Origin of the sequence: Caballeronia sp. LZ003 (assembly GCF_031451465.1) — a bacterium.
Classification (GTDB): Bacteria; Pseudomonadota; Gammaproteobacteria; order Burkholderiales; family Burkholderiaceae; genus Caballeronia.
On sequence record NZ_JARUXJ010000004.1, the window covers coordinates 1358387 to 1382351 of the forward strand.

The window sequence follows — 23965 nt, forward strand, 5'->3', positions numbered from 1 at the left end:
TTCGAGCCTGCCTCAAACGAAAAGCCCCGCGAATGCGGGGCTTTTTCATCAAGCAACCGGTGCAGGCACCGCCTGTCGCCGTGCGAGCAAGCCGTGTATCTGCGCGACGACCGCCGCACCCTCGCCGACCGCGGCCGCCACGCGCTTGGTCGAACTCGAGCGGACATCGCCGATGGCGAACACGCCCTGCACGCTCGTCTCCAGCATCATCACGCCTTGCGTGCGGCCCTCGTGCGCTTCCGGCCCGGTCAGCACGAAACCCTTTTCGTCCGTGTTGACGTTGCAATTGGTCAGCCAGTCCGTGTTCGGGTCCGCGCCCGTGAAGAGAAACAGATGCCGCGATTCGAGCCGCAACGGCCCCTCCGGCGTCTTGCAGACGACGGCGCTCAACATGCGATCGTCGCCTTCGAGCGAGGTAATCTCCGTATGCGTGCGCACCGTCACGTTCGGCAAGGACGCAATGCGCTCGATCAGATAATGCGACATGCTGGCCGCGAGCCCCGCGCCGCGAATCAGCACATCCACGTGCTTTGCGTGCGAAGCGAGATACACGGCCGCCTGTCCCGCCGAGTTACCGCCGCCGACCAGCACCACTTCCGAGTTCTTGCACAACTTGGCCTCGACCGGCGACGCCCAGTAATACGTGCCATGCCCTTCGTACTTTTCGAGCCCGGCGATGGCCGGCCGCCGATATGCCGCGCCCGATGCAATCACCACCGTCTGCGTCGCCACGCACGTGCCGTTCTCGAGTTCGATCCGAATGGGCGTCGCACCGCAATGCAGCGCCTTGATGCGCGTGGGAATGGCGATATGCGCGCCGAACTTCTGCGCCTGCACGAACGCGCGTCCGGCAAGCGCTTGCCCTGAAATACCGGTCGGAAAACCGAGATAGTTTTCGATACGCGAACTCGCGCCCGCTTGTCCGCCCGGCGCGCGACAGTCGAACACGGCAACCGATAATCCCTCCGACGCCGCATACACCGCCGTGGCGAGCCCGGCCGGTCCCGCGCCGACGATCGCGACATCGTAGACATGACTCGGATCGAATTCCGGCAGCCAGCCGAGTTGCGTCGCCACCTGGTTCTCGGACGGCGCGCGCAATACGGTGCCGTCCGGGCAGATCACCAGGGGAAAGTCGGCTTTCGAAGCCGAGATGCGTTCGAGCAGCGCGATGGCATCGGGATCGGTACACGCGTCGATTACCGTGTGCGGATGGCCGTTGCGCCGCAAGAAACCTTGCAGCGAAACCAGACGCCCATCGTCGGACTGGCCGAGCAGCACCGGTCCGCTGCCTTTTTCGATCAAGCCGACGCGCCGCAGAATCAGCGCCCGCATGATGCGCTCGCCCAGTTCCGCTTCCGCGACGAGCAGCGCGCGCAGACGCTCGGGCGGGATCACCACGCCTTCGACATCCTCGGCGGCCATGCCATCGACGAGACATGGCTTGCCCGAAAGCTGCGCCACTTCCGCCAGAAAATTGCCCGGACCATGCTCGACAACCAAATGCACGCGGTCGAGCGCATCGCGCCGCGTCACGCGCACCGAACCGCTCAGCACGATCACCATGCCGCGCCCGAGATCGCCCGTGCGAAAGAGCCACTCGCCCTTGCGCCAGCGCGCCGCGCTGCCGAAGCGGCTCATGCGTTCGATCTCGTTCGCCGTGAGAATGGGGAACATCTGATGCATGCGCGAATTCAGCGGCGAATATGGCGCGTTTTCATCCGCTGCCGCAGGCTCGACGACGGTCGTCGACGGAACGACGTTCGGATCTTCCGACGACGGCACGCGCGCGCTCCATGCCACGACATTGGGCATATCCGCGCCGTGCTCGTTGTTCGGGGTTGTACTCATGCGCGATCTCCGTGTGGAAAACCAGCTTCATGCAAGGATGCGGAGCCCGTGGATGCCGCCGTCGCGGAAGACGCCGCAGCCGATGCGCCCGACGCCTGTTTCACGGGCCACGGGCACATTGCCGCCATCTCGGCGACTTCTTCCGGCGTGGCCGCGACGATCTGGCCGAACTCGGTCAGCTTCGCGACATCGAAGCCGGCGAGACGCCAGGCATCGAGCCCGCCCGTGAGCGGCACGACATCGTTGAAGCCCGCGTTGCGCATGGTCTTCGCCATCCACGCAGCGGACACTTCATTCGGGCACGAACAGTAGATGACGATCTTGCGCGACTTGTCGTAGTTTTCAATGATCTTCGCCAGCTCGCGTTCATCGGCGAACACGGAGCCGGGAATCGTGAACGGATCGAGCATGCGCTTTTCCGGCGAGCGGATATCGAAGATCACCGGCACGGGTTCGTCGCGCATCATCGTGTAAAGCGTGTCCACGCTGATGCGCGCTTTTTCCAGCGTCGCCATGAGCGCGCGGCGACGCCACCAGCGATACGCCACATACACCGCGAGCAGCACCGCGACGACCATGATGGCCTGCCGGCCGAGCTGCGAAATCATGGCGAAGACCATTTCCAGTTCGGCCGCGAACAGCACGCCGACCGTAAGGCCAACTGTGCCCCACAACGCAATGCCAAGACCGTCCCAGGTAATGAAGCTGCGCAGCTTCACGCCCATGGCGCCCGCGAGCGGCACGGACACGAGCGACAAACCGGGAATGAACTTCGCCACGAGCAGAATGCGCACGCCCCACCGGCCGAAGAAGCGCTCGGTTTTCTTGACGCAGGTATCGCGCGACAGCGAGAGCTTGCAGATGGTCTTGAGCGTGCGGTCGCCGTATTTGCGGCCGCCTTGGAACCAGACGAGATCGCCGATCACGCCGCCCGCGACCGCCACGCACAGAACACCGATGAGCGGTGGCCAGAACGCCGCGCCATTCACCGCCATTAGCGCGATGGACGCGCCGACGACGATCATCGTTGGCATGGCGGGCACGGGCAGCCCGAGCGCCGCGCCCATCACATTGACGAATACGATCAACGGGCCGAATCGATCGACGAGCTGGTGGAGCAACATGGGATTCTCCGCGCAAGGGGCAGCCTGACGAGACGACGGGTTTTGCGCGTGGCGGCAGCGCGGATCGGCGCTGGAATGAGAAACGAGCAGGCTACCGCTCGTGGTTCACTGCGGTGCACGCGGCGCCGGACCGGCGTTCGTCACATTTAAGGGAGGAGTGTAGCGCGGAAAGGGGATACAAGCTTGCATCGTGCAACCTTTGGGGCGGTTGCCGGGTGCGCTGCGGGTTGGCTCGCGCGGACGCCGTGAAAACACGGCGCCCTGCCTCATTCAAACGCGCTGATCGGCGATATACGCGCGAATCACATCGGCGAAAGACTTGTCGCCCGTGAGCCCGAGTTCTTCAGCGCGCGCTGGATTCCACGCGCCCGGCCAGCTTCCCACGATCTTCTCGATGCGCGGCTCCGGCTCGAAGTCGATGCGCGCCACGACTTCATCGCCCGCGACTTCACGCAGCGCCGCGACCATCTCGTTCACGCTCACCGAAAGCCCCGGCAGATTGATCACCGGCCGAAGACCCAGCTTCGCGCGCTCGATCTCGCATCCGGCGATGAGCGCATCCACCGCGCTTTTCGGCGAGAGCAGCCAGACGCGCGTGTCGCCATCGACGGGACATACCGAGCGCTCGCCATTGAGCGGCTCGCGGATGATGCCGCTCGCAAACGACGACGCCGCCGCGTTCGGCTTGCCCGGCCGCACGCTGATGGTCGGTAGGCGCAGCACGCGGCCATCGACGAAACCGCGCCGTGAGAAATCGGACAGCAGCAATTCCGCGATGGCCTTTTGCGTTCCATACGACGATTGCGGGTTGAGCGCGGTGTCGTCCTGCACGACTTCCGGCAGCGTTCCGCCATACACCGCGACCGAACTCGTGAACACGACGCGCGGCACGTGGCCCCGCGCGCGGCACACTTCGAGCAGCGCGCGCGAGGCATCGAGATTGATCTTCATGCCGAGGTCGAAGTCGGCTTCCGCCTGGCCGCTCACGATGGCCGCGAGATGAAAAATCGCCTCCGTCTTCGTATCGATGTAGCGCTCGAGCGTGGCCTTGTCCGAGATGTCGCCGGTTTCGGCTTTGACGCGCTTGTCGTCGAGAAGCGCGGCATCGCTCGGGCGCGCGACATCGAGCAGTACGAGCTCGGTGACCGGCTTGCCGTCGAGTTCGCCTTTTTCCAGCAGACGTTTGGCGAGCTTTTGCCCGAGGAAGCCTGCGCCTCCCGTGATCAGAACCTTCATGTCGTCTCCTTTTTTATAGGTAAGGCTTGAGCCAGCCGAGGCCCGCGGACGTACCCGCTTTCGGGCGATACTCGCAGCCAATGTAGCCTTCGTAGCCCAGCGAATCGATGAGATCGAACAGATACGGGTAGTTGAGTTCGCCCAGATCCGGCTCGTGTCGATCCGGCACGCCCGCAATCTGAATATGGCCGATGCCCGCGTTCCCGCGTTTCATGTCGCGCTTGAGTTTGACCGCGACATCGCCTTCCACGATCTGACAGTGATAGATGTCGAATTGCACTTGCAGATTCGGCGCGCCGATTTCATCGCAGATAGCCTGTGCTTCGTCCTGACGATTGAGGAAGAAGCCGGGAATGTCGCGCGTGTTGATCGGCTCGATCACGACATCCACGTTCGCCGATTCCGCCTGCTTCGCCGCATACGCGAGATTTTTCAGGTAGATCGCCTTGCGCTCCTCGCGCGACTCGCCGGGCTTGATGAGTCCCGCCATGAAGTGCAGTTTCTTATTGCCGAGCGCGGCGGTGTATTCGAGCGCCTTGTCCACGCTCTTCTTAAATTCGTCCTCGCGGCCCGGCAAGGACGCGATGCCGCGTTCGCCCGCGGCCCAGTCGCCCGGCGGCGCGTTGAAAAGCGCTTGCGTGAGGTTGTTGTCCTGCAATCGGGCTTTGATGTCCGATGCCGAAAAGTCATAGGGAAACAGGAATTCGACCGCCTTGAAGCCGTCTTTCGCGGCTGCGCCGAAGCGGTCGAGGAACTCGTGTTCCGGGTACATCATCGTGAGGTTGGCTGCAAAGCGGGGCATTGCGGTTGTCTCCTTTTCAATGCGTTCGATTCCGGGTCTTGACCACTAAAGTCAGCGCGTTAATTGCTCTTGGTTGCGGTCGCCGAGTGCCGCTGCGGCGTCGTTACCGCGCGCGGCCTTCGCAACGTCGCACGGCTCTCACCAACGCGCACCGAACGTCGTGCGCAAATCCTCGAGCGCGCTGTCGGGCAACGGCGCAGGCCTCGGCATCGTCGATAAGTAAAGCTGCGCCGTCTCCTCCAGTTCCTCCAGCGCATACGACGCATGCGCCACCGACTTTTCCCACACCACCGGTCCGAGCCGCTCAAGCAAGACCGCGCGCACCGTCGATGCCAGCGCCGCCACTTCTTCCGCCACGGCCGGATCGCCCGGACGTCGATAGCGAATCAGCGGCACATGGCCGACTTTCATGACGTAGTACGGCGTGATCGGCGGCAACACGTCCTCGTTTTTCCAGACGCCCGCGAGCGTCAGCGCGACGAGATGCGTCGAATGCGTATGCACGACGCCGTGCGCATCCGCATTGTTCTCGTAGATGCGCCGATGCAGCGCCAGCGTCTTGGATGGACGTCCGCCCGACACATGCTTGCCTTCCAGATCCACCTTCGCGATATCCACCGGATCGAGCCGGCCGAGGCACGCGTCGGTCGGCGTGATGAGCCAGCCATCGTCGAGACGCGCGCTGATATTGCCCGCGCTGCCCACGGTATAGCGACGTTCGTACAGGCTCGCGCCCGTCACGCAGATTTCCTCGCGGATACGGTTTTCGTTCGACGACATCACGCCACCCCGTCCAGCGCCTTCAAGGCCTTCGCGAAGAAATCCGTCGTGCCGAAGTTGCCCGACTTGAGCGCAAGCGCGAGCGGCGCATCGTCTGCATTGGCGCCGATGGATTGCGTCGCGGGCACACCCGGATCGATCTGCGGTCCGATACGCAACGAACGCACGTCGAGCGCCTGCACGACCGCGCCCGATGTCTCGCCGCCCGCGACCACGAACTTGCGCACGCCTGCGTCGCGCAGTTGCCGCGCAATCGCGGCGAGCGCGTCTTCAACCAGCTGTCCCGCCTTCTCCACGCCCAGTTCCTTCTGCACGGCCTTTACGTCATCCGGCGAAGACGTTGCGTAGATGAGCACGGTTTCATCGCCATGACTGCGCGCGAATTCCAGCGCCTGATCGACGACCGCTTCGCCGCGCGACAGCGCCAGCGGATCGACGCGAAAACTCGGCTTCGACGCGCGCCACTCCGCGACCTGCGCATTCGTGGCCTTCGACGCGCTGCCCGCGAGCACCACCGACCTGCCTTCGATCTTCGGCAGCTCGCCCGCATCTTCCGCATGAGCAAGCAAATTCGCCGCGCGATAATTTTCCGGCAGTCCAAGCGCGATACCCGAGCCGCCCGTGATGAGTTTGAGGTCGCCGAGGGCGTCGCCGAGTACGAAGAGATCGGCGTCGGAAATGGCATCCGCGATAGCCAGGCGCACGCCATCCTTCTTCAGTTCGGCGATGCGCGCGCGTACCGCATCCGCGCCCTTCATGACCGTGTCGTAGCGAATCAGGCCGACCTTCGACTTCGTTTGCCGTTGCAGCACGCGCACGAGGTTGGGATCGGTCATTGGCGTGAGCGGATGGTTCTCCATGCCCGATTCATTCAGCAGCACGTCGCCGACGAAGAGGTTGCCGCGAAAGATCGTGCGGCCGTTCTCTGGAAACGCGGGGCAGGCAATGGTGAAGTCGTCGTTCAGCGCTTCGAGCAAGGCGTCCGCGACCGGGCCGATATTGCCCTTGTCGGTGGAATCGAAGGTCGAGCAATACTTGAAGATGAACTGGCGGCAGCCTTGCGCGCGCAGCCATTCGAGCGCTTCGAGCGACTGACGCACGGCGTCCTCGGCGGGAATCGTGCGCGATTTCAGCGCGACGATCAACGCGTCGGCTTCGATCTTCGTCCCGGCTGCCGGAACGCCGATGCTTTGCACCGTGCGCATGCCGCCGCGCACGAGCATGTTGGCGAGATCGGTCGCGCCGGTGAAATCGTCTGCGATGCAGCCAAGCAAGGCCTGCGCCATTATTTCGCTCCCTTCGGGACTTCGATGCCCGGAAAAATTTTGATGACTGCGGAATCGTCCTCGCCGCCGTGTCCGGCAGTCGAGGCCATCATGAACATCTGATGCGCGGCCGCCGAAAGCGGCAGCGGAAACTTCGACGTGCGGGCCGTATCGAGCACGAGGCCCAAGTCCTTCACGAAGATATCGACGGCGGATAGCGGCGTGTAGTCGCCCGAGAGAATGTGCGGCACGCGGTTCTCGAACATCCACGAATTGCCCGCGCTGTGCGTGATGACGTCGTAGAGCGCGTCCGGGTCCACGCCTTCGCGCAGGCCGAGCGCCATGGCCTCGGCGGCGGCGGCGATATGCACGCCCGCCAGCAATTGGTTGATGATCTTTACCTTCGAGCCCGCGCCGTGCTCCTCCGACAGCCGATACACCTTGCCCGCGATGGCATCGAGCACGTCTTCGCAGGCGGCGTAGGCATCGGCGGGGCCGGAGGTCATCATCGTCATTTCGCCGGATGCGGCCTTGGCGGCGCCGCCCGATACCGGCGAGTCCAGCATCAGCACGCCGGTTGCCGCGACGCGCTTGCCGAGCTCCACCGCGAAACCCGGCGCGACCGTCGCGCAGGCGAGCACGACGCTGCCCGGTTTCATCGCCGGGACCGCGCCGTTATCGCCGAACAGAACGGCTTCGGTTTGCGCGGCGTTCACGACCAGCGTGACGACGACCTCACACTTGCCGCCCATTTCGGCCGGCGACGCGCATGCAATGCCGCCTTCGGCCGCGAACGAATCGAGCGCTTGCTGGCGGACATCGCATGCATGCACGGCGAAGCCCGCGCGCAATAGCGAGCGCGCGACGCCCAGACCCATTGCGCCCAGCCCGATGACTCCCACGTTTCTTGACATAGCGTTCTCTTGATTTTCGATGAAGCGGTTAGCAAAGGCCCGCTTCCGCCAGTCGGCGCGCGGCGTTGTAGAGATGTGTCTGAGCGGCGTTGCGCGCGGCCATGGGGTCGCCGGCGCGAATGGCTTCGGCGATGGCGGCGTGTTCCTCGCGCACTTGTCGCGAGAAGTCTTCGCGCAGCGCTTCGTTGCCGCGCGTGACGATGGTTCCGGCTTCGAGGTACTGGCTCAGGAAAGCGAGCGTCTTGAGGAAATAAGGATTGCCCGTGGCGGTCGCGATCTCGCGATGGAACGCCACGTCTTCCGCCACGCCGTTCTGGCCGTCGCGCACGGCTTCGTCGATACGAACGAGCGCGGCGTCGATGGCGGCCATTTGTTCGTCGGTGCGGCGCATCGCGGCTTCGGACGCGACTTCGGCTTCGATCGCCCGGCGCAGCGCGAGGATATGCAGCACGGAGCCCGGCTCGACGGCCTGCGCGTAGTCGATCCGCAACGGCCGAATGCCCGCGCGCTCGACGATGAAGACGCCACTGCCTTGCCGAGGTTCGACCATGCCTTCGTTCTTCAGCCGCGAAATGGCCTCGCGGATCACCGTGCGGCTCACGCCGAACTCCTGCGCGAGCACGGCTTCGGTCGGTAGCTTGCCGGTGGCAGTGAAACTGCCTTTCTCGATAAGCTTTTGCAATTGCTGCGCGACCGTATCGCTCAGTGCGCGGGACGGAATCTTTTCGAACATGCGGATGGACGGCTCTTGTACGGTCATCGGGTCATCATACAAGTTTGCGTGGCCGAGATCGTATCAGCTTTAACCCCTAGCCGGGAAGCGGCTACTGCTCCAAAGGATCGTCGATCAGCGCCAGCGCATCGCGTATTTCGGACGCGTCGCCGGGACGGACCAGCCGCGCGACTTCCTTGCCGCCTGTCATGAAAATGAGCGTCGGCCAAAGCTTGACGCGAAACGAGCGGCCGAGCGGTCGGCCGCTGCCGTCCTCGATCTTCATGTGACGGATATCGCGATGATCCTGGAACGCCTGCGCGATCAGCGGCTGCGCGGCGCGGCAGAAGCCGCACCAGTCGGTGCCGAATTCGATGACGACGGGCGCCGTCGATGCATCGAGTTCAGCGCGTTCCGGCGCGGTCTTCGCGTATTCGGTGGTCATGGTCATGGCTTCGTCCTGGCTGTCTTGTCCGGTTCGATTTCAGCAGAAAGTGCGCCCGCGTGCTTGAGCCGGCCTTCGCGGATCGCGCTTACAGCCCGTTCACTGCCCGATCCCCGTCAGCCCGATCAGCGCTCCGCCCGCCAGCAACCACAGCGGATGCAGTTTCGTCTTGTACGACACGACCGCCACGACAGCGGTGATCGCGACCAGCATCCACGTCTGATCGGATGCCTCGGCGATCAGCAGCGCGCTCGCCGCCACGAGGCCCGCCGTGATCGGCACGAGACCGAGTTGCACATAGCGCCGCCACGGCCGGTCCTTGAACCGCTCCCACGCGTGCAGCGCGGCAATCGTCACGAGCGATGACGGCCCGAACTTCGCGATCGACGTGACCAGCACGCCCGGCCAGCCCGCGACATGCCAGCCGATCAGCGTGACGACCATCATGTTCGGCCCGGGCGCCGCCTGCGCCAGTGCAAAGAGCGCGGAAAAGTCGGCCTTCGTCATCCAGTCGTGTACTTGCACGACCTGCCGCTGCATCTCGGGAAGAATGGTGTTGCCGCCGCCGAACGCGAGCAGCGAGAGCTGGCTGAAGATGGCGGCGAGCGAAAGCAGATTCGCGATCATCGGCGCACCTTCCACGCAATGAGGACCGAGATCGGCGTGAGCACGAGCATCGACGGAAGCAAGGGCGTGCGCAGGAACGCGATGGCCGCGAGCATGACGAGCGCGATGACTGCCGCCTCGGGCTTCTTGCGCAGCGGCCACATGATCTTGATGGCCATCGCGATCAGCAGCCCGGCCGCCGCCGCCGCAAGCCCCGCGAACAGATGCGCGATACGAGGGTCCTGATGCGTGCGCTGATAGATCACGCCCAGCGCGATCACGATCAGCGACGGCCCGCCGATCAGCCCGAGCAGGCCCGCGAACGCGCCGGCCAGGCCACGAAAGCGCATGCCGATAGCCACCGACAGGTTGATCACGTTGCCGCCCGGCAGGAACTGGCAGAGGCCGAGGAGATCGGTGAACTCGTCGGCAGTCAGCCATTTGCGGCGTTCGACGATCTCGCGCCGCGCGAGCGGCAACGCGCCGCCGAACGCGGTGAGGCCGAGCGTGAGAAAGCCGGTGAAGATCTGCGAGACGGTGGGCGGCGCGGCGGTGCGGCCGGTGAGAGCGGGATCGGATGACATGAGGCGCGGGCGTGAACGTTCATCGGGAAAGCCGAAAGGGTACAGCGTCCCGATGTGCGCCAGAAGAGGTGTTTATCGTTGTGGGTTGATTGAAAGCGATGCGGTACGCATGGCGGTTCGCCGCTGCGAAGGCGAAGGCGAACGCGGCGCATCGCCGTCCTCAGCCAGCCAGCCGCGCCCGCCGCGCTTCGTAAGCCTTCAGATTCGCAAACGCGATTGCCAGCACGGAAGCGCCATCCACCGGCGTCTTGCGCCGCGCCAGCAAGTCGCCGACGATATGATCCGCTTCGATCCGCGCGCCGTTTTCCAGATCGCGCAGCATCGACGCCGTCATCAGCGAACCGCGGTCCGTGAAGTAACCGCGTGCACGCGTGACGAGCGCCTCGCCCGGCGAATGACCGTTATCGGCCGCGATCCCTCTGCATTCGTCGAAGAGACGACGCAACACATCATCGCCACCCGGCGCGCTCACGATGTCGCCAACGGGCGCGCGCATCAGGCACGTTCCCGTAGCGAGCGTCGCCAGGAAGACCCACTTCTCCCACATCGCCTGGAGAATGTCCTCGCTCACCTGCAGATCGAACCGCGCGTCGCTCAATTGCGCGGCGATTGTGTCGATGCGCGCCGAACGCCCGCCCGCGCGCTCGCCGATGGTCATCGACTGCATGTCGTTCAGATGGAGCACTTCGCCTTCAGCGCCGAGCGTCGCGCCGATCACGCACTGCCCGCCGAGCACTTTTGCCGTGCCGAAGCGCGCATCGAGCACGTCGAGATGGCCCATGCCGTTCAAAAGCGGCAGGATGGCGGTGTCCGGTCCGACCGCGGGCGCGAACGAATCGATGGCGTTGGCCAGGTCATAAGCCTTGCAGCTCAAGATGACGAGATCGAACGGCTTATCGATGTCCTTTGCCAGCACGAGCGGCGGCGCGTCGAAATGGAGATCGCCGGCCGGACTTTTCACCACGAGGCCACTCTCGCGCAGCTTTTGCGCGCGGCGTTCGCGCACCAGAAAGGTCACGTCCCTGCCTGCTTCGAGTAACCGCGCGCCGAAGTATCCGCCGATGGCGCCCGCGCCCACTACCAGAATCCGCATGTCACGCTCCGTGTCGTTGATGGTGCTCGTGTTCGTGATCGGTCTTCACGCCTGCCAGACGCCATAACCCGCTTCGCGCAAGCCGATTGCAAGTTCCACTTCCATCTCGCGCGCGCCCTCGTAGGGCATCGGGTTGTACATCTCATACAGTTGCGGCAAGAGCCGCAAGCCGAAATCGCGCACGAAGCGGTTCGACTGAATGCCCGCCTTGTGCTTGTCGAAGCGCACGTCGGGATCGATTCCCGTCATGCCGACATAGACGAACGGCTTGCCCAACACATAATCCGGATTCGCACGACGAAAGCGCGCCTCGTTCCAGACTGCGTCCGCCAGCTCGACGACGTAGACCGAATAATGATGCGCTCGCGCGCGCCGGGCCTGCGCCATGAATGAATTGCCTCGCGGCGTGCTCGTTGGGCTGGTCATTCTATGACGGCGCCGCGTGCGCTGCCCGAACGCCCTGCCGAGAGCGCGCTTTCCCTGCCGGATGGCGCTCAAAGTGGTAAATTCGGGTCGGTCTGCGTTCGCGTCAGCGGCCGCGCCGCCGGTAAAATTCCGGCCGCGCCGCAGCGCGTCGCACCGGGCCTTCAGCCGGCCCCGGCGCGATCCGCGCGTGAAGACGATCTCTTCATCCTGCGAACGCCGCATTTATCGATACGTTTCATCCCCGAAGCCTTGCGCCACGAGCCGCGGGCTTCGGCCATCCGGAGATCAAGCAATGAGCAAGCAAGCTATCGGCGTAGTGGGCCTCGCCGTCATGGGCCGCAACCTGGCCTTGAATATCGAGAGCCGCGGCCACGCCGTTTCGGTCTACAACCGCAGCCGCGAAAAAACCGATGAACTGATTGCCGAACATCCCGACAAGAAGCTCGTGCCCGCGTACACGCTCGAAGAGTTCGTCCAGTCGCTCGAAACCCCGCGCCGCATTCTGTTGATGGTCAAGGCCGGTGCCGGCACGGATGCCACCATCGACGCGCTGCGTCCGCTGCTGGACAAGGGCGACATTCTCATCGACGGCGGCAATACGCATTTCACCGATACCATCCGCCGCAATCAGGACCTCGCGAAGTCGGGGCTGCATTTCATCGGCACGGGCGTGTCGGGCGGTGAGGAAGGCGCGCTCAAGGGCCCGTCGATCATGCCGGGCGGCCAGAAGGAAGCCTACGAACTCGTCGCACCGATCCTCACCGAGATCGCCGCGAAGGCGCCGGACGGCGAACCGTGCGTCGCGTACATGGGCCCGGACGGCGCGGGTCACTTCGTGAAGATGGTGCACAACGGCATCGAGTATGGCGATATGCAATTGATCGCCGAAAGCTACGACGTGCTGAAGCGCGTGGCGGGTCTGTCGAACGAAGAACTCGGCAAGGTGTATGTCGAGTGGAATCAGGGCGAGCTGGACAGCTACCTGATCGAAATCACGTCGAAGATTTTCTCGAAGAAAGACGACGAAACCGGCAAGGATCTCGTCGATGTCATTCTGGATCGCGCGGCGCAGAAAGGCACGGGCAAGTGGACGAGCCAGAACGCGCTCGATCTCGGCGCACCGTTGCCGCTGATTACCGAAGCGGTGTTCGCGCGTGTTTTGTCGTCGCTGAAGGATCAGCGCGTGAAGGCGAGCAAGGTCCTCACCGGTCCGTCGCCGAAGTTCGACGGCGACCGTGAAGCATTTATCGAATCGGTGCGGCGCGCGCTGTATCTGAGCAAGATCGTTTCCTACGCGCAGGGCTTTGCGCAGTTGCGCGCGGCATCGGACGAATACGACTGGAACTTGCAGTACGGCACCATCGCCAAGATTTTCCGGGCGGGTTGCATTATCCGCGCGCGCTTCCTGCAAAAGATCACGGACGCATATGAGAAGGACGCGGGGCTAGCCAATTTGCTGCTCGATCCGTATTTCAGCGATATCGCCGCGAAGTACCAGGACGCATTGCGCGATGTCGTCGTGGCGGCGGTGAAGGCGGGCGTGCCGGTGCCGGCGTTTTCATCGGCGGTGGCGTATTTCGACAGCTACCGGTCGGAAACACTGCCGGCGAATCTCGTGCAGGCGCAGCGGGACTTTTTCGGTGCGCATACGTTCGAGCGCACGGATAAGCCGGGAAGCTTTCACGCTAACTGGGCTTGAGGGTGCTGGTTTGAGTTGAAGCGGGGCGGCTCTTTTGGAGCCGCTTTTTTTTTGCGCAACGGATTCAATCGAGCCCCACCCAAGCCCCATCCCTCCCACTACTCCTCAACACCGCCTCCACGAACCTCAACCCCGCGACGCCATCCTCGACCGTGGTCAACCAGTCATCCCCCTGCGTCGTCCCGCTAGCGATACACGCCGCCGCATCCGTATAAAGCTGCGCGAACGCCTCTAGATACCCTTCCGGATGCCCCGCCGGAACCCGCGTCGCGTGCAGCGCCTCGGCGCTTTGCACGCGTCCGCGCGTGATTCGCTGCGACGCGCCGCCCACCGCCGTGAACCACAATTCGTTCGGCTCCTGCTGATCGAACATCAAACCGGCCTTCGTGCCATAAACGCGCAGGCGCAACGCGTTCTCTTCGCCCGCCGCGACCTGGCTCGCCCACAACATGCCGCGCGCGCCGTTCGCGTAGCGCAGCATCGCTTGCACGTGATCGTCGATACGCCGCCCCGGCACGAACGTCGTCACTTCCGCCGCCAACTCCGACGGCCGCATCCCCGTCACGTAGTCGGCAAGCTGATACGCGTGCGTGCCGATATCGCCGAGGCATCCCGCCGGCCCCGCGAGCGCGGGATCGGTGCGCCACACGGCCTGACGGTTCGCCTGCGTTTCCACCGGCAACGAAAGCCAGTCCTGCGCATATTCGACCTGCACCACGCGGATATCGCCGAGCAATCCCTGCCGCACCATGCCGCGCGCATGCCGCACGAGCGGATAGCCCGTGTACGTGTATGTCACCGCGAACACCAGCCCCTTGTCGCGCGCGAGCTTTTGCAGCGCCTCGCCTTCGGCCAGCGATACCGCGAGCGGCTTGTCGCAGATCACGTGGATGCCGGCTTCGAGAAACGCCGTGGCAATGGGCGCATGCAGATGATTCGGCGTGACGATAGCCACCGCTTCCACGCCGTCCGAACGCCCCGCCTCGACTCGCGCCATTTCGCGATAATCGCCATAGCTGCGCGGCAAACCGATTGCCGATGCGCTCGCCGCCGCGCGCTGCGGGTCCGATGACAACGCGCCCGCCACCAACTCATAACGGTCGTCGAGCCGCGCCGCGATCCGGTGCACCGCGCCGATGAACGCGCCCTCGCCGCCGCCTACCATGCCCAGCCGCACGCGCTTCATCGCGTTTCTCCCATGCCGAGCACGCCGCGCAACTGCTCGCGATTCGCGCCGCTGCCCGCGAAGTCGTCGAAGGCGCGTTCGGCCACGCGGATGATGTGATCGCGGATAAACACCGCGCCTTCGCGCGCGCCGTCTTCCGGATGCTTCAACGCGCATTCCCATTCAAGCACGGCCCAGCCTGGGAAATCGTATTGCGCCATCTTCGAGAAGATCGCCTTGAAGTCGATCTGCCCGTCGCCTAACGAGCGAAAGCGCCCGGCGCGCTCGACCCATCCCGAATATCCGCCGTACACGCCTTGGCGGCCATTCGGCCGGAACTCCGCGTCCTTCACATGAAACGCCTTGATGCGCGCGTGATAGATGTCGATGAACGCCAGATAATCGAGTTGCTGCAAAACGAAGTGACTCGGATCGAACAGGATATTCGCGCGCGGATGGTCATCCACCGCCGCGAGAAAGCGCTCGAAGGTCACGCCATCGTGCAGGTCTTCGCCGGGGTGCGGTTCGTAACACACGTCGACGCCCGCGTGCTCGAACTCATCGAGAATCGGTCGCCAGCGCGCGGCAAGTTCCTCGAATGCGGCTTCGACGAGACCCGCCGGACGCTGCGGCCACGGATAGAAATACGGCCACGCGAGCGCGCCCGAAAAGGTCACATGCGCAGCAAGCCCGAGCCGTTTCGATGCCGCCGCCGCGTACTTCAATTGCCCGGTCGCCCATTCGGTGCGCGCGGCCGGATTGCCTCGCACATGGGGCGCGGCGAAGCCATCGAACAAGGTGTCGTAGGCCGGATGCACCGCGACCAGTTGCCCTTGCAGATGCGTAGACAGTTCGGTGATCGCGACGCCCGCATCCTCGACGGTGCGGCGAATGTCGTCGCAATAGGCATCGCTGGATGCGGCCTTCTCCAGATCGATGAGACGCGGGTCCGCCGGCACCTGAATGCCCGCGTAGCCGAGTCCTTTCGCCCACGACGCGAGATGCGCGAGCGAGTCGAACGGCACGTCGTCGCCCATGAATTGCGCGAGAAAGATCGCGGGGCCCTTGATGGTCTTCATCTTTCGCCTCGATATTTGAACAACGCGAAGGGCCGGTCGAAACCGGCCCGCCACTCAGAACGGCGAGTTCGGGTAATAGAACTGCTTGGCGTTCTCCTTCGTGATGAGCACCGAGGGAATGATCGTGGTCGGCGGCAGCTTGTCGCCCTTCAGGCGCGCTTCGGCGGTGAGCTTGATTGCGTCGTAGATGAACTTCGGCGAGTACGAGACGTCGGCCTTTACGAGCTTGTCGCCATCCATGATGCGCTTGACCGCTTCCTTCGATCCCGCGCCGCCGAACACTTCCTTGATATCGGTGCGCTTTGCCTGCTCGATCGCCTTCAGTACGCCGATCATCATGTCGTCGTCGGCGGCCCACACGGCGTCGATGTGCTTGAAGCGCGTGAGATAGTCCTGCATGGTCTTGAAGGCGTCGTCGCGATTCCAATTGGCGTATTTCGCATCGAGAATCTTCATGTCCGGATGCTGCTTGATCACGCCTTCGAACGCGGCCCAGCGTTCATTGTCGAGGGTCGTCGGAATGCCGCGCAACGCGACGATATCGCCCTTGTTGTCCAGCGTCTTCGCGAGATATTCGGCGGGCAGCTTGCCGAACGCAGTGTTGTCGCCGGCGACGTACGCGTCCTGCGCGCTGGTGTCGGTCAAGCCGCGATCCACGACCGTCACGTACACGCCTTTCTTCTTCACCTGCGCGACCGGCTGCGTGAGCGACGCCGATTCGAACGGGAAAATCACGAGCGCATTGATCTTGTTGACCGTCACGAGATCCTGCAACTGGTTGGCCTGTTCGGGCGCGCCGGCCGCCGTCTTCACGATCACCTTGAGGTCGGGATGCGCCTTCTCCAGTTCCTTCTTCGCTTCGTTGGCCCACCAGACGATACCGCCCGTGAAGCCGTGCGTCGCGGTCGGAATGGCGACGCCGAGCACGACTTTATCGGCGGCGGATACGGACGTGGAAACGGCGAACGCGCTCGCCGTCAAGGTAAGCGCGGCGAGCGCGCGAAGCACGAGTTTCATGACGATGTCTCCTGTGTTTTAGATACTTCTATCGACGTCCACGCTGCAGGAAGGCCACGAAAATGATCACGGCGCCCTGCACCGCCGCATTCAGATACACGCTGATGATGCTCGTCAGGTTCAAGATGTTGTTGATGACCGAAAGCAGAATCGCGCCGATGACCGTGCCGATCACGCGCCCTTCGCCGCCTCTGAGCGCGGTGCCGCCCACCACCACGGCCGCGATGGCTTCGAGCTCCCATAAGAGGCCGGTGGTCGGCGTGGCCGAACCGAGCCGCGGCACGTAGAGCACGGTCGCGACCGCGACGCACAGTCCAAGCAGCACGTAGGTCGCGATCTTCACCTGATCCACGCGAATGGCCGCATAACGCGCAACCTGTTCGTTCGAGCCGATAGCCTGCACGTGACGCCCGAACACCGTGCGATTGAGCACGATAGCGCCGCCCGCCGCGACGATCAGGAACACCCAGATCGGCACGGGCACGCCGAAGAGACTCGCGTAATAGACCGGGCCGTAGAGATCGACGAGCGAATTGTCGAGCGTGAGCGCGCCGCCATCCGCGAGCCATGTCAGAAGCGCGCGAAACACGCCGAGCGTTCCCAGCGTGACGATGAACGGCTCGATGCGCCCCTTGGTCACGAGCAAGCCATGCGCGAGCCCGAACAACGCACCGAGCACGAGCGCCAGCACGATGCCGAGCGCGAGAATCGCGAGCGGCGGCACGGCATGTCCGCGCACGCCCTGCAGCAGCCCGTTCATCATGTAGATCATGCTGCCCGCGATGAGCGCGGCCATTGACCCGACCGACAGGTCGATCCCGCCCGAGATGATGACGAAGGTCATCCCCACCGCGATGATGCCGATGAACGATGTGCGCGTAAGCACGTTCATGGCGTTGTCGAAAGTGGCGAAGTCGCCGTTGAGCATGGTTCCGCCGACGCAAAGCGCGATCAGCCCGATCAGCGGCCCGACGCCGAACAGTATGCGTGAGTAGGCGGCGAGGCGGCTTTCCTGCGCGGTGTCTTCAGTGTGTGCCGGTCGCATGCGCGATCAACCTCTCTTCGGTCAGGAGTTCCATGCCGAGCGTCGCGACGAGCTCGCCCGCGCGCATCACCGCGACGCGATGACAAAGCCCGATGAGTTCGATCAGCTCGGAAGAGATCACGATCACCGCGCGGCCTTCGGCGGCCAGGCGATGGATCAGGAAATAGATGTCGCGTTTGGCGCCGACATCGACGCCGCGCGTCGGTTCGTCGAGCACGATCACGCGCGGATCGGGATGCAGGAACTTGGCGAGCGCGAGCTTCTGCTGATTGCCGCCCGAGAGCATGCGCGCGCGGCTCTTCGCATTGCCCGTGCGTATGCCGAAGTCCTTCACGGCGACATCGAGCGCCACGCGTTCCGCGTGCATGTCGACGAGGGGATGCGCGTAGCGTTCCAGCGTCATCATCGTGAGATTGTCTTTCAACGCCATGTCGACATGCAGGCCGCGTCCCTTGCGGTCTTCGCTCAAGTAAGTGATGCCGTGACGCATGGCGTCGCGCGGGCTTTTGAGCTTCACGGTGCCATTTTTAATCGCGATGGTTCCCGCGCTCAGCGGCCGCAAACCCACGAGCGCTTCGAAGAGTTCCGTGCGTCCCGCGCCGACGAGACCCGCGAAGCCGAACACTTCGCCCGCGCGCACCGAGAAGCTCACGCCTTCCGCCCAGCCCGGCACCGACGCTTGATCGACCTTGAAGGCGACGGGCGCATCGGCGGCGAGCGGCGGCTTGTCCGGGAACATGTCAGAGACTTCGCGGCCGACCATCAGGTTCGCCATTTGATGACGCGTGATTTCATCGGTCGGCGAGCGCGCGACGAAGCGGCCATCGCGCATGACGATCACTTCGTCGGTCACGCGCTCCACTTCGTCGAGCTTGTGCGAGATATAGACGATGGTCACGCCCGCTTCCTTCAGCCGTGCCATCAGCGCAAAAAGACGCTGCGTTTCCGAAGGCGTGAGCGTCGCGGTGGGCTCGTCCATGATGAGCAGGCGCGCATTGCGCAGCATCGCCTTGGCAATCTCGACCAACTGCTTTTCCGCGACGATCAAGTCGCGCACGCGCGTGTCCGGGTTCTTGTGCAGGCCGACTTCGGTGAGCGCGTCGCGGGCGGCATCGCGCATGGCCGGTTCATCGAGAAAGAAGCCGCGCCGCAACTCGTGCCCGAGAAACATGTTCTGCGTGATGCTGAGATGATCCGCGAGGTTCAGTTCCTGGTGGATCAGCACGATGCCGGCATGTTCCGCTTCACGCGAACTTCTGAAGTCGGCTCGTCTTCCGTCGATCACCATCTCGCCTGCGTTGGCGCGCTCGTAGCCAGCGAGGATTTTCATGAGCGTGGACTTGCCCGCGCCGTTTTCGCCAAGCAAGCCGTGGATGCGTCCCGGCTTCAGATCGAAGCTCACGCCGTGCAGCACGCGCACCGGCCCGAACTGTTTTTCGATTCCCTCGAAGCGCACGGCAAGGCTCATTTTCACGCGCTCCTTCGTTGAATGAGTCGATGCGGCAGCAGCACGCCCGGCACGTCCGCGCGTGGATCGCGCAGGCGCTTGAGCAGCAGTTCCGCCGCCGTTTCACCGAGCGCCTGCATGGGCTGCGAGACAGTGGTAAGCGGCGGATAGACATGCGCGGCCACCGCGATATCGTCGAAGCCCACTACCGCGACATCTTCCGGTACGCGCAGGCCGACGCCGCGCAAACCGTTCATAACGCCGATGGCGAGCGTGTCAGAAACGGCGAAGATCGCGGTCGGTCTTGTGCGCTCGCCAAGCGAGGCCAGCTGCGTGGCCGCGCGTTCGCCGGCGTCGTAATCGAGGCTTTCGAGTTCGACCTGCCACGCCGGATTGGCTTCGATACCCGCGTCCCGAAGCGCATCGCGATAACCGGCCAGCCGCTGGCGTCCGTACAGATAGCCGTGTCCCGAGTTGATGAGCGCGATGCGTTCGTGTCCCTTGCCAAGCAGATACCGCACGACATCGCCCGCTGCAAGATGATTGTCGATGCCCACGTAAGGCACGCCCGCGCCCGGATCGAATTCGCAGCACGCTACCCACGGCAAGGTCGAGGCCTCTTCGGCAAGCGCCTTTTGCACGGCGGCGGGGTCGAGACAGATTGCGCCATCCGCGCGGCGTCCGCGTAACAGGTCGAAGTAACTGCGCTCGCGCAAGGGGTCGGCGCCGGTATCGCACATCAGCATGAAATAGCCGTTTTGTCGCGCCACGCTGTCGATGCCACGTACGATAGCCGCATAAAACGGATTGCCGAAGTCCGGCACCATGGTGAGCAGCAGACGGCTTTCCGCCGTGCGAAGATTGCGCGCAAGTTCGTTGATGCGATAACCGCTCGCAGCGACCGCCACGCGCACTTTTTCGCGCGTCGTATCGCGCACGTTCGCATGGCCATTGAGCACGCGCGATACCGTCGCCACGGACACGCCCGCGCGCTCGGCGACATCCGCTATCGATACTTCCTCGCGTGTACGAACCGTATCCGACATGCTGCGCGCCACCGCGGCGAACGGGATGTAATGGATTACATTATTCGGCGCGAGACGCGCTTAAAGCAACCGGAATCGGCTAGGGATAAACGCTTAAGGCGCGCGTCTGTCGATTTGCTTGCGGCTGGCTCGTCGTAGGGTGTGAGCGGGGAAAGGCCACGCTTGCAACTTATCGAGGAGCATTCCATGCGTTTCATGATGCTGATGATCCCGCGCGGCTACGAAAGCGCGCAACCGGGCACGCTGCCCTCCGCCGAAGCCGTCGCCTCAATGATGAAGTACAACGAAGAACTGCAGAAGGCAGGCGTGTTGCTCGCGCTCGACGGACTGCATCCCCCTTCGATGGGCGCGCGCGTTTCGTTCGAAGGCGGCAAGCCGCGCGTCGTCGACGGCCCTTTCGCCGAAGCCAAGGAAGTGCTAGGCGGTTACTGGATGCTGCAGGTCAAATCGCGCGAAGAGGCGATCGAATGGGCGAAGCGTTGTCCCGCGTCGGACAACGAGGTGATCGAAGTGCGGCAAGTCATGGAGTTCGGCGACTTTCCGCCCGACGTGCAGGAAGCGGCGGCGGGCTTCGATGAAGCGCAGAACAAGCCGCGCTCTTGAGCCAGACGCGGAGCATTCGTGCTTTCGCCTCAAGCCGACGCGGTCAGTTCGAATAGCGATTGACGCAAGGCCTTCGCGCGCTTCTCGCCGAACTTCGCTTCGAACTCGGCCTGCGCGATGCGCCATTGCTCGACCGCTTTCTTGAGCGTCTCCTTGCCTTGCGACGTCAGCCGCAGCCCGACTGCACGCGAACTCGCCGCCTGCTGCTCCGCTTCGACGATGCCATCGCGTTGCAAAGGCTTGAGCGCGCGAACGAGCGTGGTGCGGTCCATGACCATGGCGTCGGCGAGATCCGCCATCGACACATCGGGCCGGCGCGCGATAGCCAACATGAGCGTGTATTGCGCGGCCGTGATGCCGGCCACGTTCAGATGCCGCTCGTACAACTGCGAGACATAGCGCGCGGCCTGACGGATAGCAAAGCAGTTGCAATCGAAGAGAGAAGAGTTCGGATTCGTAGCCATGCCGTTTAGCATATTTGTGCATATGCACTCTGTCAAGGGCCGCGTTTTCATCGACGCGACAGGAGGCTCTCGGGACGCGGCGCGAATCGTCGTGGCGCTAGTTGCTTCAAATCCCGCAGTGCCGCATCCCGCTTGGGTATTCGGTCCGCCGACGCTATGCCGAAATCCGCATCCGTCACGCGACTTAACAACAAGACGCGGCGAATTTGGCTCCCTAAATTGCGCATGTCCCGCCTCGTTCACCGTGCGCCGGATGCGCGCGAGGGGAAAGCCCTTCTTGCCGGCGCACTTGTGGCGATGTCCCATTCGATAGTCGAAACAGTCAGTCAGACCAACAAGGAGAGGAAACCATGCGTATCCACACGAGCCTCAAGCTAGTCTGCGCCGCCGTCGCGCTTGCCGCGCTGCCGTTCGCCGCGGCCGCCGAGGACATGACGGTGAAAGTCGGCTTTGCCGCGCCGCTCACCGGCGCAAACGCGGGCTACGGCAAAGATCTCCAGAACGGCGTGCAACTCGCGCTCGATGAAGCGAACGCCAAAAAGATCAGCATCGGCGGCAAGACGGCGAAGTTCGAAATCGCGGCGGAAGACGATCAGGCCGACCCGCGCATCGGCGTGCAGGCCGCGCAGAAGCTCGTGGATGACGGCGTGGCCGTGGTCGTCGGACACTTCAACTCGGGCACGACGCTGCCTGCATCGCCGATCTACAACACCGCCGGCATTCCGCTGATCGACCCCGCGGCGACTAACCCGACCATTACCACGCGTGGCCTGGAAAACGTCTTCACGGTCATTTCGAGCGATGCGCAGAACGCGGGCAACGCCGGCGCCTACGCGGTGACGACGACGAAGGCGAAGAAGATCGGCATCATCGACGACCGCACGGCCTTCGGTCAGGGCGAAGCCGACGAGTTCGAGAAAGCGGTGAAAGCGAAAGGCGGCACGATCGTCGCGCGCGAATTCAGCGACAACCAGACGGTCGACTTCAGCGCGCAGCTCACGCGTCTGAAGGCGGCCAACGCCGATCTGATTTTCTTCGGCGGACTGGATCGGCAAGCGGCAGCCGTGGTCAAGCGCATGAAGCAGCTCGGCATGACCGCGCAGTTCGTGGGCGGCGGCGGCGTGATGGATGCCGACTTCCTCAAGCTCGCCGGCGATGCGGCCGAAGGCGCGCAGGCGTGGGAATACGGCAGCCCGCTCGACAAGCTGCCGCAAGGCAAGGCGTTCAGCGACAAGTTCCAGAAACGCTTCGGGGTGGCGATTCTCTCGTATGCGCCGTTCGGCTACGACGCCGCGTGGGCCGCGATCAACGCAATGGAGAAGGCCGGTTCCGCCGATCCCAAGGTGTATCGGCCGGCGTTGAAGAAGATCTCCTTCGATGGCATCACCGGCCCGATCGCATTCGATGACAACGGCGCGTTGAAGAACGCGTCATCGACGCTCTATCAGGTGAAGAACGGCCAGTGGGACACCGTGGTGACGAAGCACGGCATGTAAGCGTTGCACGTGCTCAGGCTTGCACGGCGTTCGTGTAAGCCTGGAGCGTCTCACGCGTCTGTGCCGCCTCCCCTTCCAGCCATTTCGCGAACTGCTGCAAGGTCGGCGACGGCGCGGGCCGCTCGGGGTAGACGAGGTAGTACGCCGCGCCGCTCGGCACACACAGCGAAAACGGCGCGATCACGCGTTTCGCGCGCAAGTCGTCCTCGATCAGCGACAAGTCGCCGATGGTTACGCCGAGACCCTGCATCGCCGATGTGATGGCGAGATCGAGCGTGTCGAAATGCTGCGCCTTCATCGAAGGCAGGCCGGCGTAACCATAAGCGCCGAGCCACAAGAGCCAGTCGCGCCGGTCGCGTGTGGGATGCAAAAGCGTCTTGCCGGCCAGATCGTCGGGCGTCGGCGCGCGGTCCCGCCGAACCTTGAACTGCTCGGGCGCACAGACGGGAGTCAACACTTCATCGAACAGATGGTGCGAGCTAACACCCTTCTGCGCTGGCGCCGGCGCGCCAAACACGATGGCTGCATCGAACTGTTCGGCGTTGAACTCGACACTGTGCGACACGGCTGCTGTCACTTCGATCACCAGCTCCGGACGCTCGTTCTGCAGACGAATGACACGCGGCAAGACCCAGCGCATGGCGCAGGTCGGACACTTCAGACGCAGTGTTCCGGACTGTGCGCCACCTTTCGCGAGCGCATCGGCGATCTGTTCGAAAGCCTGCTGCAACGGCGCAATGAGCAACGCGCCATGATGCGTGAGCGCGAGGCCGCGCGCCTGCCGCACGAAGAGCGCATAGCCGAGATGCGCCTCCAGTCCGGCAATCTGGCGGCTCACCGCGCCTTGCGTCACGTTCAACACATCGGCGGCGCGCGTGAAATTGAGCTTGCGCGCGACCACGAGGAAGGTTTTCAGCACGTCCAGGGATGGCAAGGGTTTCATGTGGTCGTTCGCGGGTTTATCTACGTAGCCATGAATTCGAAGCATGGCTAGTATGACAAAGTTTCGATTGTTCCGGCTTTATTGCCGCGGTTCAATCGACGAACTGCAATACCGGAGACATTT

General features: G+C 63.7%; 24 protein-coding genes. 3 read left to right on the forward strand and 21 right to left on the reverse strand.

Annotated features, from left to right (window positions below; all coding sequences use genetic code 11):
• Window positions 1–48: 48 nt before the first annotated feature.
• The 13 genes from QCE79_RS30010 to QCE79_RS30070 all read right to left on the reverse strand — a co-directional run bounded on the left by QCE79_RS30010 (window position 49) and on the right by QCE79_RS30070 (window position 11799).
• Window positions 49–1851: an FAD-dependent oxidoreductase gene (locus tag QCE79_RS30010; protein ID WP_309850142.1), complete on the reverse strand. Its 1803-nt coding sequence runs from the start codon at window positions 1849–1851 to the stop codon at window positions 49–51.
• Window positions 1848–2972, reverse strand: coding sequence for a DedA family protein/thiosulfate sulfurtransferase GlpE (locus QCE79_RS30015; RefSeq protein ID WP_404989448.1), 1125 nt, complete (start codon window positions 2970–2972; stop codon window positions 1848–1850). Before QCE79_RS30015 ends, QCE79_RS30010 begins: the two co-directional genes overlap by 4 nt.
• 273 nt (window positions 2973–3245) lie before the next feature.
• Window positions 3246–4211 (reverse strand): D-erythronate dehydrogenase, encoded by a 966-nt coding sequence (gene denD, locus QCE79_RS30020; protein ID WP_244829087.1) that lies wholly within the window; start codon window positions 4209–4211, stop codon window positions 3246–3248.
• Window positions 4212–4224: 13 nt separating this feature from the next.
• Window positions 4225–5013: a 2-oxo-tetronate isomerase gene (gene otnI, locus QCE79_RS30025; RefSeq protein WP_309850150.1), complete on the reverse strand. Its 789-nt coding sequence runs from the start codon at window positions 5011–5013 to the stop codon at window positions 4225–4227.
• Window positions 5014–5151: 138 nt separating this feature from the next.
• Entirely contained in the window at window positions 5152–5793 is a 642-nt protein-coding gene (locus QCE79_RS30030; RefSeq protein ID WP_309850152.1) for an aldolase, read from the reverse strand.
• On the reverse strand, window positions 5793–7079 hold the full coding sequence (gene otnK / locus QCE79_RS30035) for a 3-oxo-tetronate kinase (protein ID WP_250466459.1): 1287 nt from the start codon (window positions 7077–7079) through the stop codon (window positions 5793–5795). Before otnK ends, QCE79_RS30030 begins: the two co-directional genes overlap by 1 nt.
• Window positions 7079–7972: an L-threonate dehydrogenase gene (ltnD, locus tag QCE79_RS30040; protein ID WP_250493074.1), complete on the reverse strand. Its 894-nt coding sequence runs from the start codon at window positions 7970–7972 to the stop codon at window positions 7079–7081. Before ltnD ends, otnK begins: the two co-directional genes overlap by 1 nt.
• 28 nt (window positions 7973–8000) lie before the next feature.
• Window positions 8001–8705, reverse strand: coding sequence for a FadR/GntR family transcriptional regulator (locus QCE79_RS30045; RefSeq protein WP_309850665.1), 705 nt, complete (start codon window positions 8703–8705; stop codon window positions 8001–8003).
• A gap of 91 nt (window positions 8706–8796) precedes the next feature.
• Window positions 8797–9135, reverse strand: coding sequence for a thioredoxin family protein (locus QCE79_RS30050; RefSeq protein ID WP_250466457.1), 339 nt, complete (start codon window positions 9133–9135; stop codon window positions 8797–8799).
• A gap of 93 nt (window positions 9136–9228) precedes the next feature.
• Entirely contained in the window at window positions 9229–9756 is a 528-nt protein-coding gene (locus QCE79_RS30055; protein WP_250493072.1) for a chromate transporter, read from the reverse strand.
• On the reverse strand, window positions 9753–10319 hold the full coding sequence (locus QCE79_RS30060) for a chromate transporter (RefSeq protein ID WP_244829081.1): 567 nt from the start codon (window positions 10317–10319) through the stop codon (window positions 9753–9755). The genes QCE79_RS30055 and QCE79_RS30060 overlap by 4 nt, the downstream gene beginning before the upstream one ends.
• A 160-nt stretch (window positions 10320–10479) precedes the next feature.
• Window positions 10480–11412: a 2-dehydropantoate 2-reductase gene (gene panE, locus QCE79_RS30065; protein WP_309850161.1), complete on the reverse strand. Its 933-nt coding sequence runs from the start codon at window positions 11410–11412 to the stop codon at window positions 10480–10482.
• A gap of 45 nt (window positions 11413–11457) precedes the next feature.
• Entirely contained in the window at window positions 11458–11799 is a 342-nt protein-coding gene (locus tag QCE79_RS30070; protein WP_250493069.1) for a hypothetical protein, read from the reverse strand.
• 331 nt (window positions 11800–12130) lie between these two features.
• Here QCE79_RS30070 and gndA point away from each other — a divergent pair, with 331 nt between their 5' ends.
• On the forward strand, window positions 12131–13537 hold the full coding sequence (gene gndA, locus QCE79_RS30075) for an NADP-dependent phosphogluconate dehydrogenase (protein WP_244829078.1): 1407 nt from the start codon (window positions 12131–12133) through the stop codon (window positions 13535–13537).
• 64 nt (window positions 13538–13601) lie between these two features.
• Here the strand turns inward: gndA and QCE79_RS30080 are convergent, their stop codons facing one another.
• From QCE79_RS30080 to QCE79_RS30105, 6 genes are read right to left on the reverse strand one after another with little or no spacing between them, the layout of a single operon-like run.
• Entirely contained in the window at window positions 13602–14723 is a 1122-nt protein-coding gene (locus QCE79_RS30080; protein ID WP_309850165.1) for a Gfo/Idh/MocA family oxidoreductase, read from the reverse strand.
• Window positions 14720–15781: a sugar phosphate isomerase/epimerase gene (locus tag QCE79_RS30085; RefSeq protein ID WP_309850167.1), complete on the reverse strand. Its 1062-nt coding sequence runs from the start codon at window positions 15779–15781 to the stop codon at window positions 14720–14722. The genes QCE79_RS30080 and QCE79_RS30085 overlap by 4 nt, the downstream gene beginning before the upstream one ends.
• 54 nt (window positions 15782–15835) lie before the next feature.
• Window positions 15836–16798 (reverse strand): substrate-binding domain-containing protein, encoded by a 963-nt coding sequence (locus QCE79_RS30090; protein ID WP_244829073.1) that lies wholly within the window; start codon window positions 16796–16798, stop codon window positions 15836–15838.
• 28 nt (window positions 16799–16826) lie between these two features.
• Complete coding sequence (locus QCE79_RS30095) at window positions 16827–17843, reverse strand: ABC transporter permease (RefSeq protein ID WP_244829072.1); 1017 nt, start codon at window positions 17841–17843, stop codon at window positions 16827–16829.
• The gene (locus tag QCE79_RS30100; RefSeq protein ID WP_309850170.1) at window positions 17824–19311 is read right to left on the reverse strand and encodes a sugar ABC transporter ATP-binding protein; all 1488 of its coding nucleotides are present in this window, start codon (window positions 19309–19311) and stop codon (window positions 17824–17826) included. The genes QCE79_RS30095 and QCE79_RS30100 overlap by 20 nt, the downstream gene beginning before the upstream one ends.
• A 2-nt stretch (window positions 19312–19313) precedes the next feature.
• A complete protein-coding gene (locus tag QCE79_RS30105; RefSeq protein ID WP_309850172.1) occupies window positions 19314–20336 on the reverse strand; it encodes a LacI family DNA-binding transcriptional regulator in 1023 nt (340 codons plus the stop codon).
• 186 nt (window positions 20337–20522) lie between these two features.
• Between QCE79_RS30105 and QCE79_RS30110 the strand changes: the two genes are divergently transcribed.
• Window positions 20523–20939 carry a YciI family protein gene (locus QCE79_RS30110; RefSeq protein ID WP_309850174.1) on the forward strand — a complete coding sequence of 139 codons (417 nt, stop codon included), beginning with the start codon at window positions 20523–20525 and terminating at the stop codon, window positions 20937–20939.
• 29 nt (window positions 20940–20968) lie between these two features.
• Here the strand turns inward: QCE79_RS30110 and QCE79_RS30115 are convergent, their stop codons facing one another.
• Window positions 20969–21403: a MarR family winged helix-turn-helix transcriptional regulator gene (locus QCE79_RS30115; protein WP_250509799.1), complete on the reverse strand. Its 435-nt coding sequence runs from the start codon at window positions 21401–21403 to the stop codon at window positions 20969–20971.
• A gap of 350 nt (window positions 21404–21753) precedes the next feature.
• Between QCE79_RS30115 and QCE79_RS30120 the strand changes: the two genes are divergently transcribed.
• Window positions 21754–22899 carry a branched-chain amino acid ABC transporter substrate-binding protein gene (locus tag QCE79_RS30120; RefSeq protein ID WP_244829067.1) on the forward strand — a complete coding sequence of 382 codons (1146 nt, stop codon included), beginning with the start codon at window positions 21754–21756 and terminating at the stop codon, window positions 22897–22899.
• A 13-nt stretch (window positions 22900–22912) separates the two neighbouring features.
• Here QCE79_RS30120 and QCE79_RS30125 read toward each other — a convergent pair whose 3' ends face one another.
• Complete coding sequence (locus QCE79_RS30125) at window positions 22913–23842, reverse strand: LysR substrate-binding domain-containing protein (protein ID WP_309850176.1); 930 nt, start codon at window positions 23840–23842, stop codon at window positions 22913–22915.
• Window positions 23843–23965: the final 123 nt, after the last annotated feature.

Bases quoted from the DNA above. Each gene is read 5' to 3' on its own strand.
- QCE79_RS30090 (WP_244829073.1), bottom strand. From the start codon at position 16,798: ATGAAACTCGTGCTTCGCGCGCTCGCCGCGCTTACCTTGACGGCGAGC.
- denD (WP_244829087.1), bottom strand. From the start codon at position 4,211: ATGAAGGTTCTGATCACGGGAGGCGCAGGCTTCCTCGGGCAAAAGCTC.
- QCE79_RS30050 (WP_250466457.1), bottom strand. From the start codon at position 9,135: ATGACCATGACCACCGAATACGCGAAGACCGCGCCGGAACGCGCTGAA.
- QCE79_RS30060 (WP_244829081.1), bottom strand. From the start codon at position 10,319: ATGTCATCCGATCCCGCTCTCACCGGCCGCACCGCCGCGCCGCCCACC.
- panE (WP_309850161.1), bottom strand. From the start codon at position 11,412: ATGCGGATTCTGGTAGTGGGCGCGGGCGCCATCGGCGGATACTTCGGC.
- otnK (WP_250466459.1), bottom strand. From the start codon at position 7,079: ATGGCGCAGGCCTTGCTTGGCTGCATCGCAGACGATTTCACCGGCGCG.
- QCE79_RS30030 (WP_309850152.1), bottom strand. From the start codon at position 5,793: ATGTCGTCGAACGAAAACCGTATCCGCGAGGAAATCTGCGTGACGGGC.
- gndA (WP_244829078.1), top strand. From the start codon at position 12,131: ATGAGCAAGCAAGCTATCGGCGTAGTGGGCCTCGCCGTCATGGGCCGC.
- QCE79_RS30115 (WP_250509799.1), bottom strand. From the start codon at position 21,403: ATGGCTACGAATCCGAACTCTTCTCTCTTCGATTGCAACTGCTTTGCT.
- QCE79_RS30125 (WP_309850176.1), bottom strand. From the start codon at position 23,842: ATGAAACCCTTGCCATCCCTGGACGTGCTGAAAACCTTCCTCGTGGTC.
- QCE79_RS30110 (WP_309850174.1), top strand. From the start codon at position 20,523: ATGCGTTTCATGATGCTGATGATCCCGCGCGGCTACGAAAGCGCGCAA.
- QCE79_RS30010 (WP_309850142.1), bottom strand. From the start codon at position 1,851: ATGAGTACAACCCCGAACAACGAGCACGGCGCGGATATGCCCAATGTC.
- QCE79_RS30085 (WP_309850167.1), bottom strand. From the start codon at position 15,781: ATGAAGACCATCAAGGGCCCCGCGATCTTTCTCGCGCAATTCATGGGC.
- QCE79_RS30105 (WP_309850172.1), bottom strand. From the start codon at position 20,336: ATGTCGGATACGGTTCGTACACGCGAGGAAGTATCGATAGCGGATGTC.
- ltnD (WP_250493074.1), bottom strand. From the start codon at position 7,972: ATGTCAAGAAACGTGGGAGTCATCGGGCTGGGCGCAATGGGTCTGGGC.
- QCE79_RS30080 (WP_309850165.1), bottom strand. From the start codon at position 14,723: ATGAAGCGCGTGCGGCTGGGCATGGTAGGCGGCGGCGAGGGCGCGTTC.
- otnI (WP_309850150.1), bottom strand. From the start codon at position 5,013: ATGCCCCGCTTTGCAGCCAACCTCACGATGATGTACCCGGAACACGAG.
- QCE79_RS30070 (WP_250493069.1), bottom strand. From the start codon at position 11,799: ATGGCGCAGGCCCGGCGCGCGCGAGCGCATCATTATTCGGTCTACGTC.
- QCE79_RS30055 (WP_250493072.1), bottom strand. From the start codon at position 9,756: ATGATCGCGAATCTGCTTTCGCTCGCCGCCATCTTCAGCCAGCTCTCG.
- QCE79_RS30095 (WP_244829072.1), bottom strand. From the start codon at position 17,843: ATGCGACCGGCACACACTGAAGACACCGCGCAGGAAAGCCGCCTCGCC.
- QCE79_RS30100 (WP_309850170.1), bottom strand. From the start codon at position 19,311: ATGAGCCTTGCCGTGCGCTTCGAGGGAATCGAAAAACAGTTCGGGCCG.
- QCE79_RS30120 (WP_244829067.1), top strand. From the start codon at position 21,754: ATGCGTATCCACACGAGCCTCAAGCTAGTCTGCGCCGCCGTCGCGCTT.
- QCE79_RS30045 (WP_309850665.1), bottom strand. From the start codon at position 8,705: ATGTTCGAAAAGATTCCGTCCCGCGCACTGAGCGATACGGTCGCGCAG.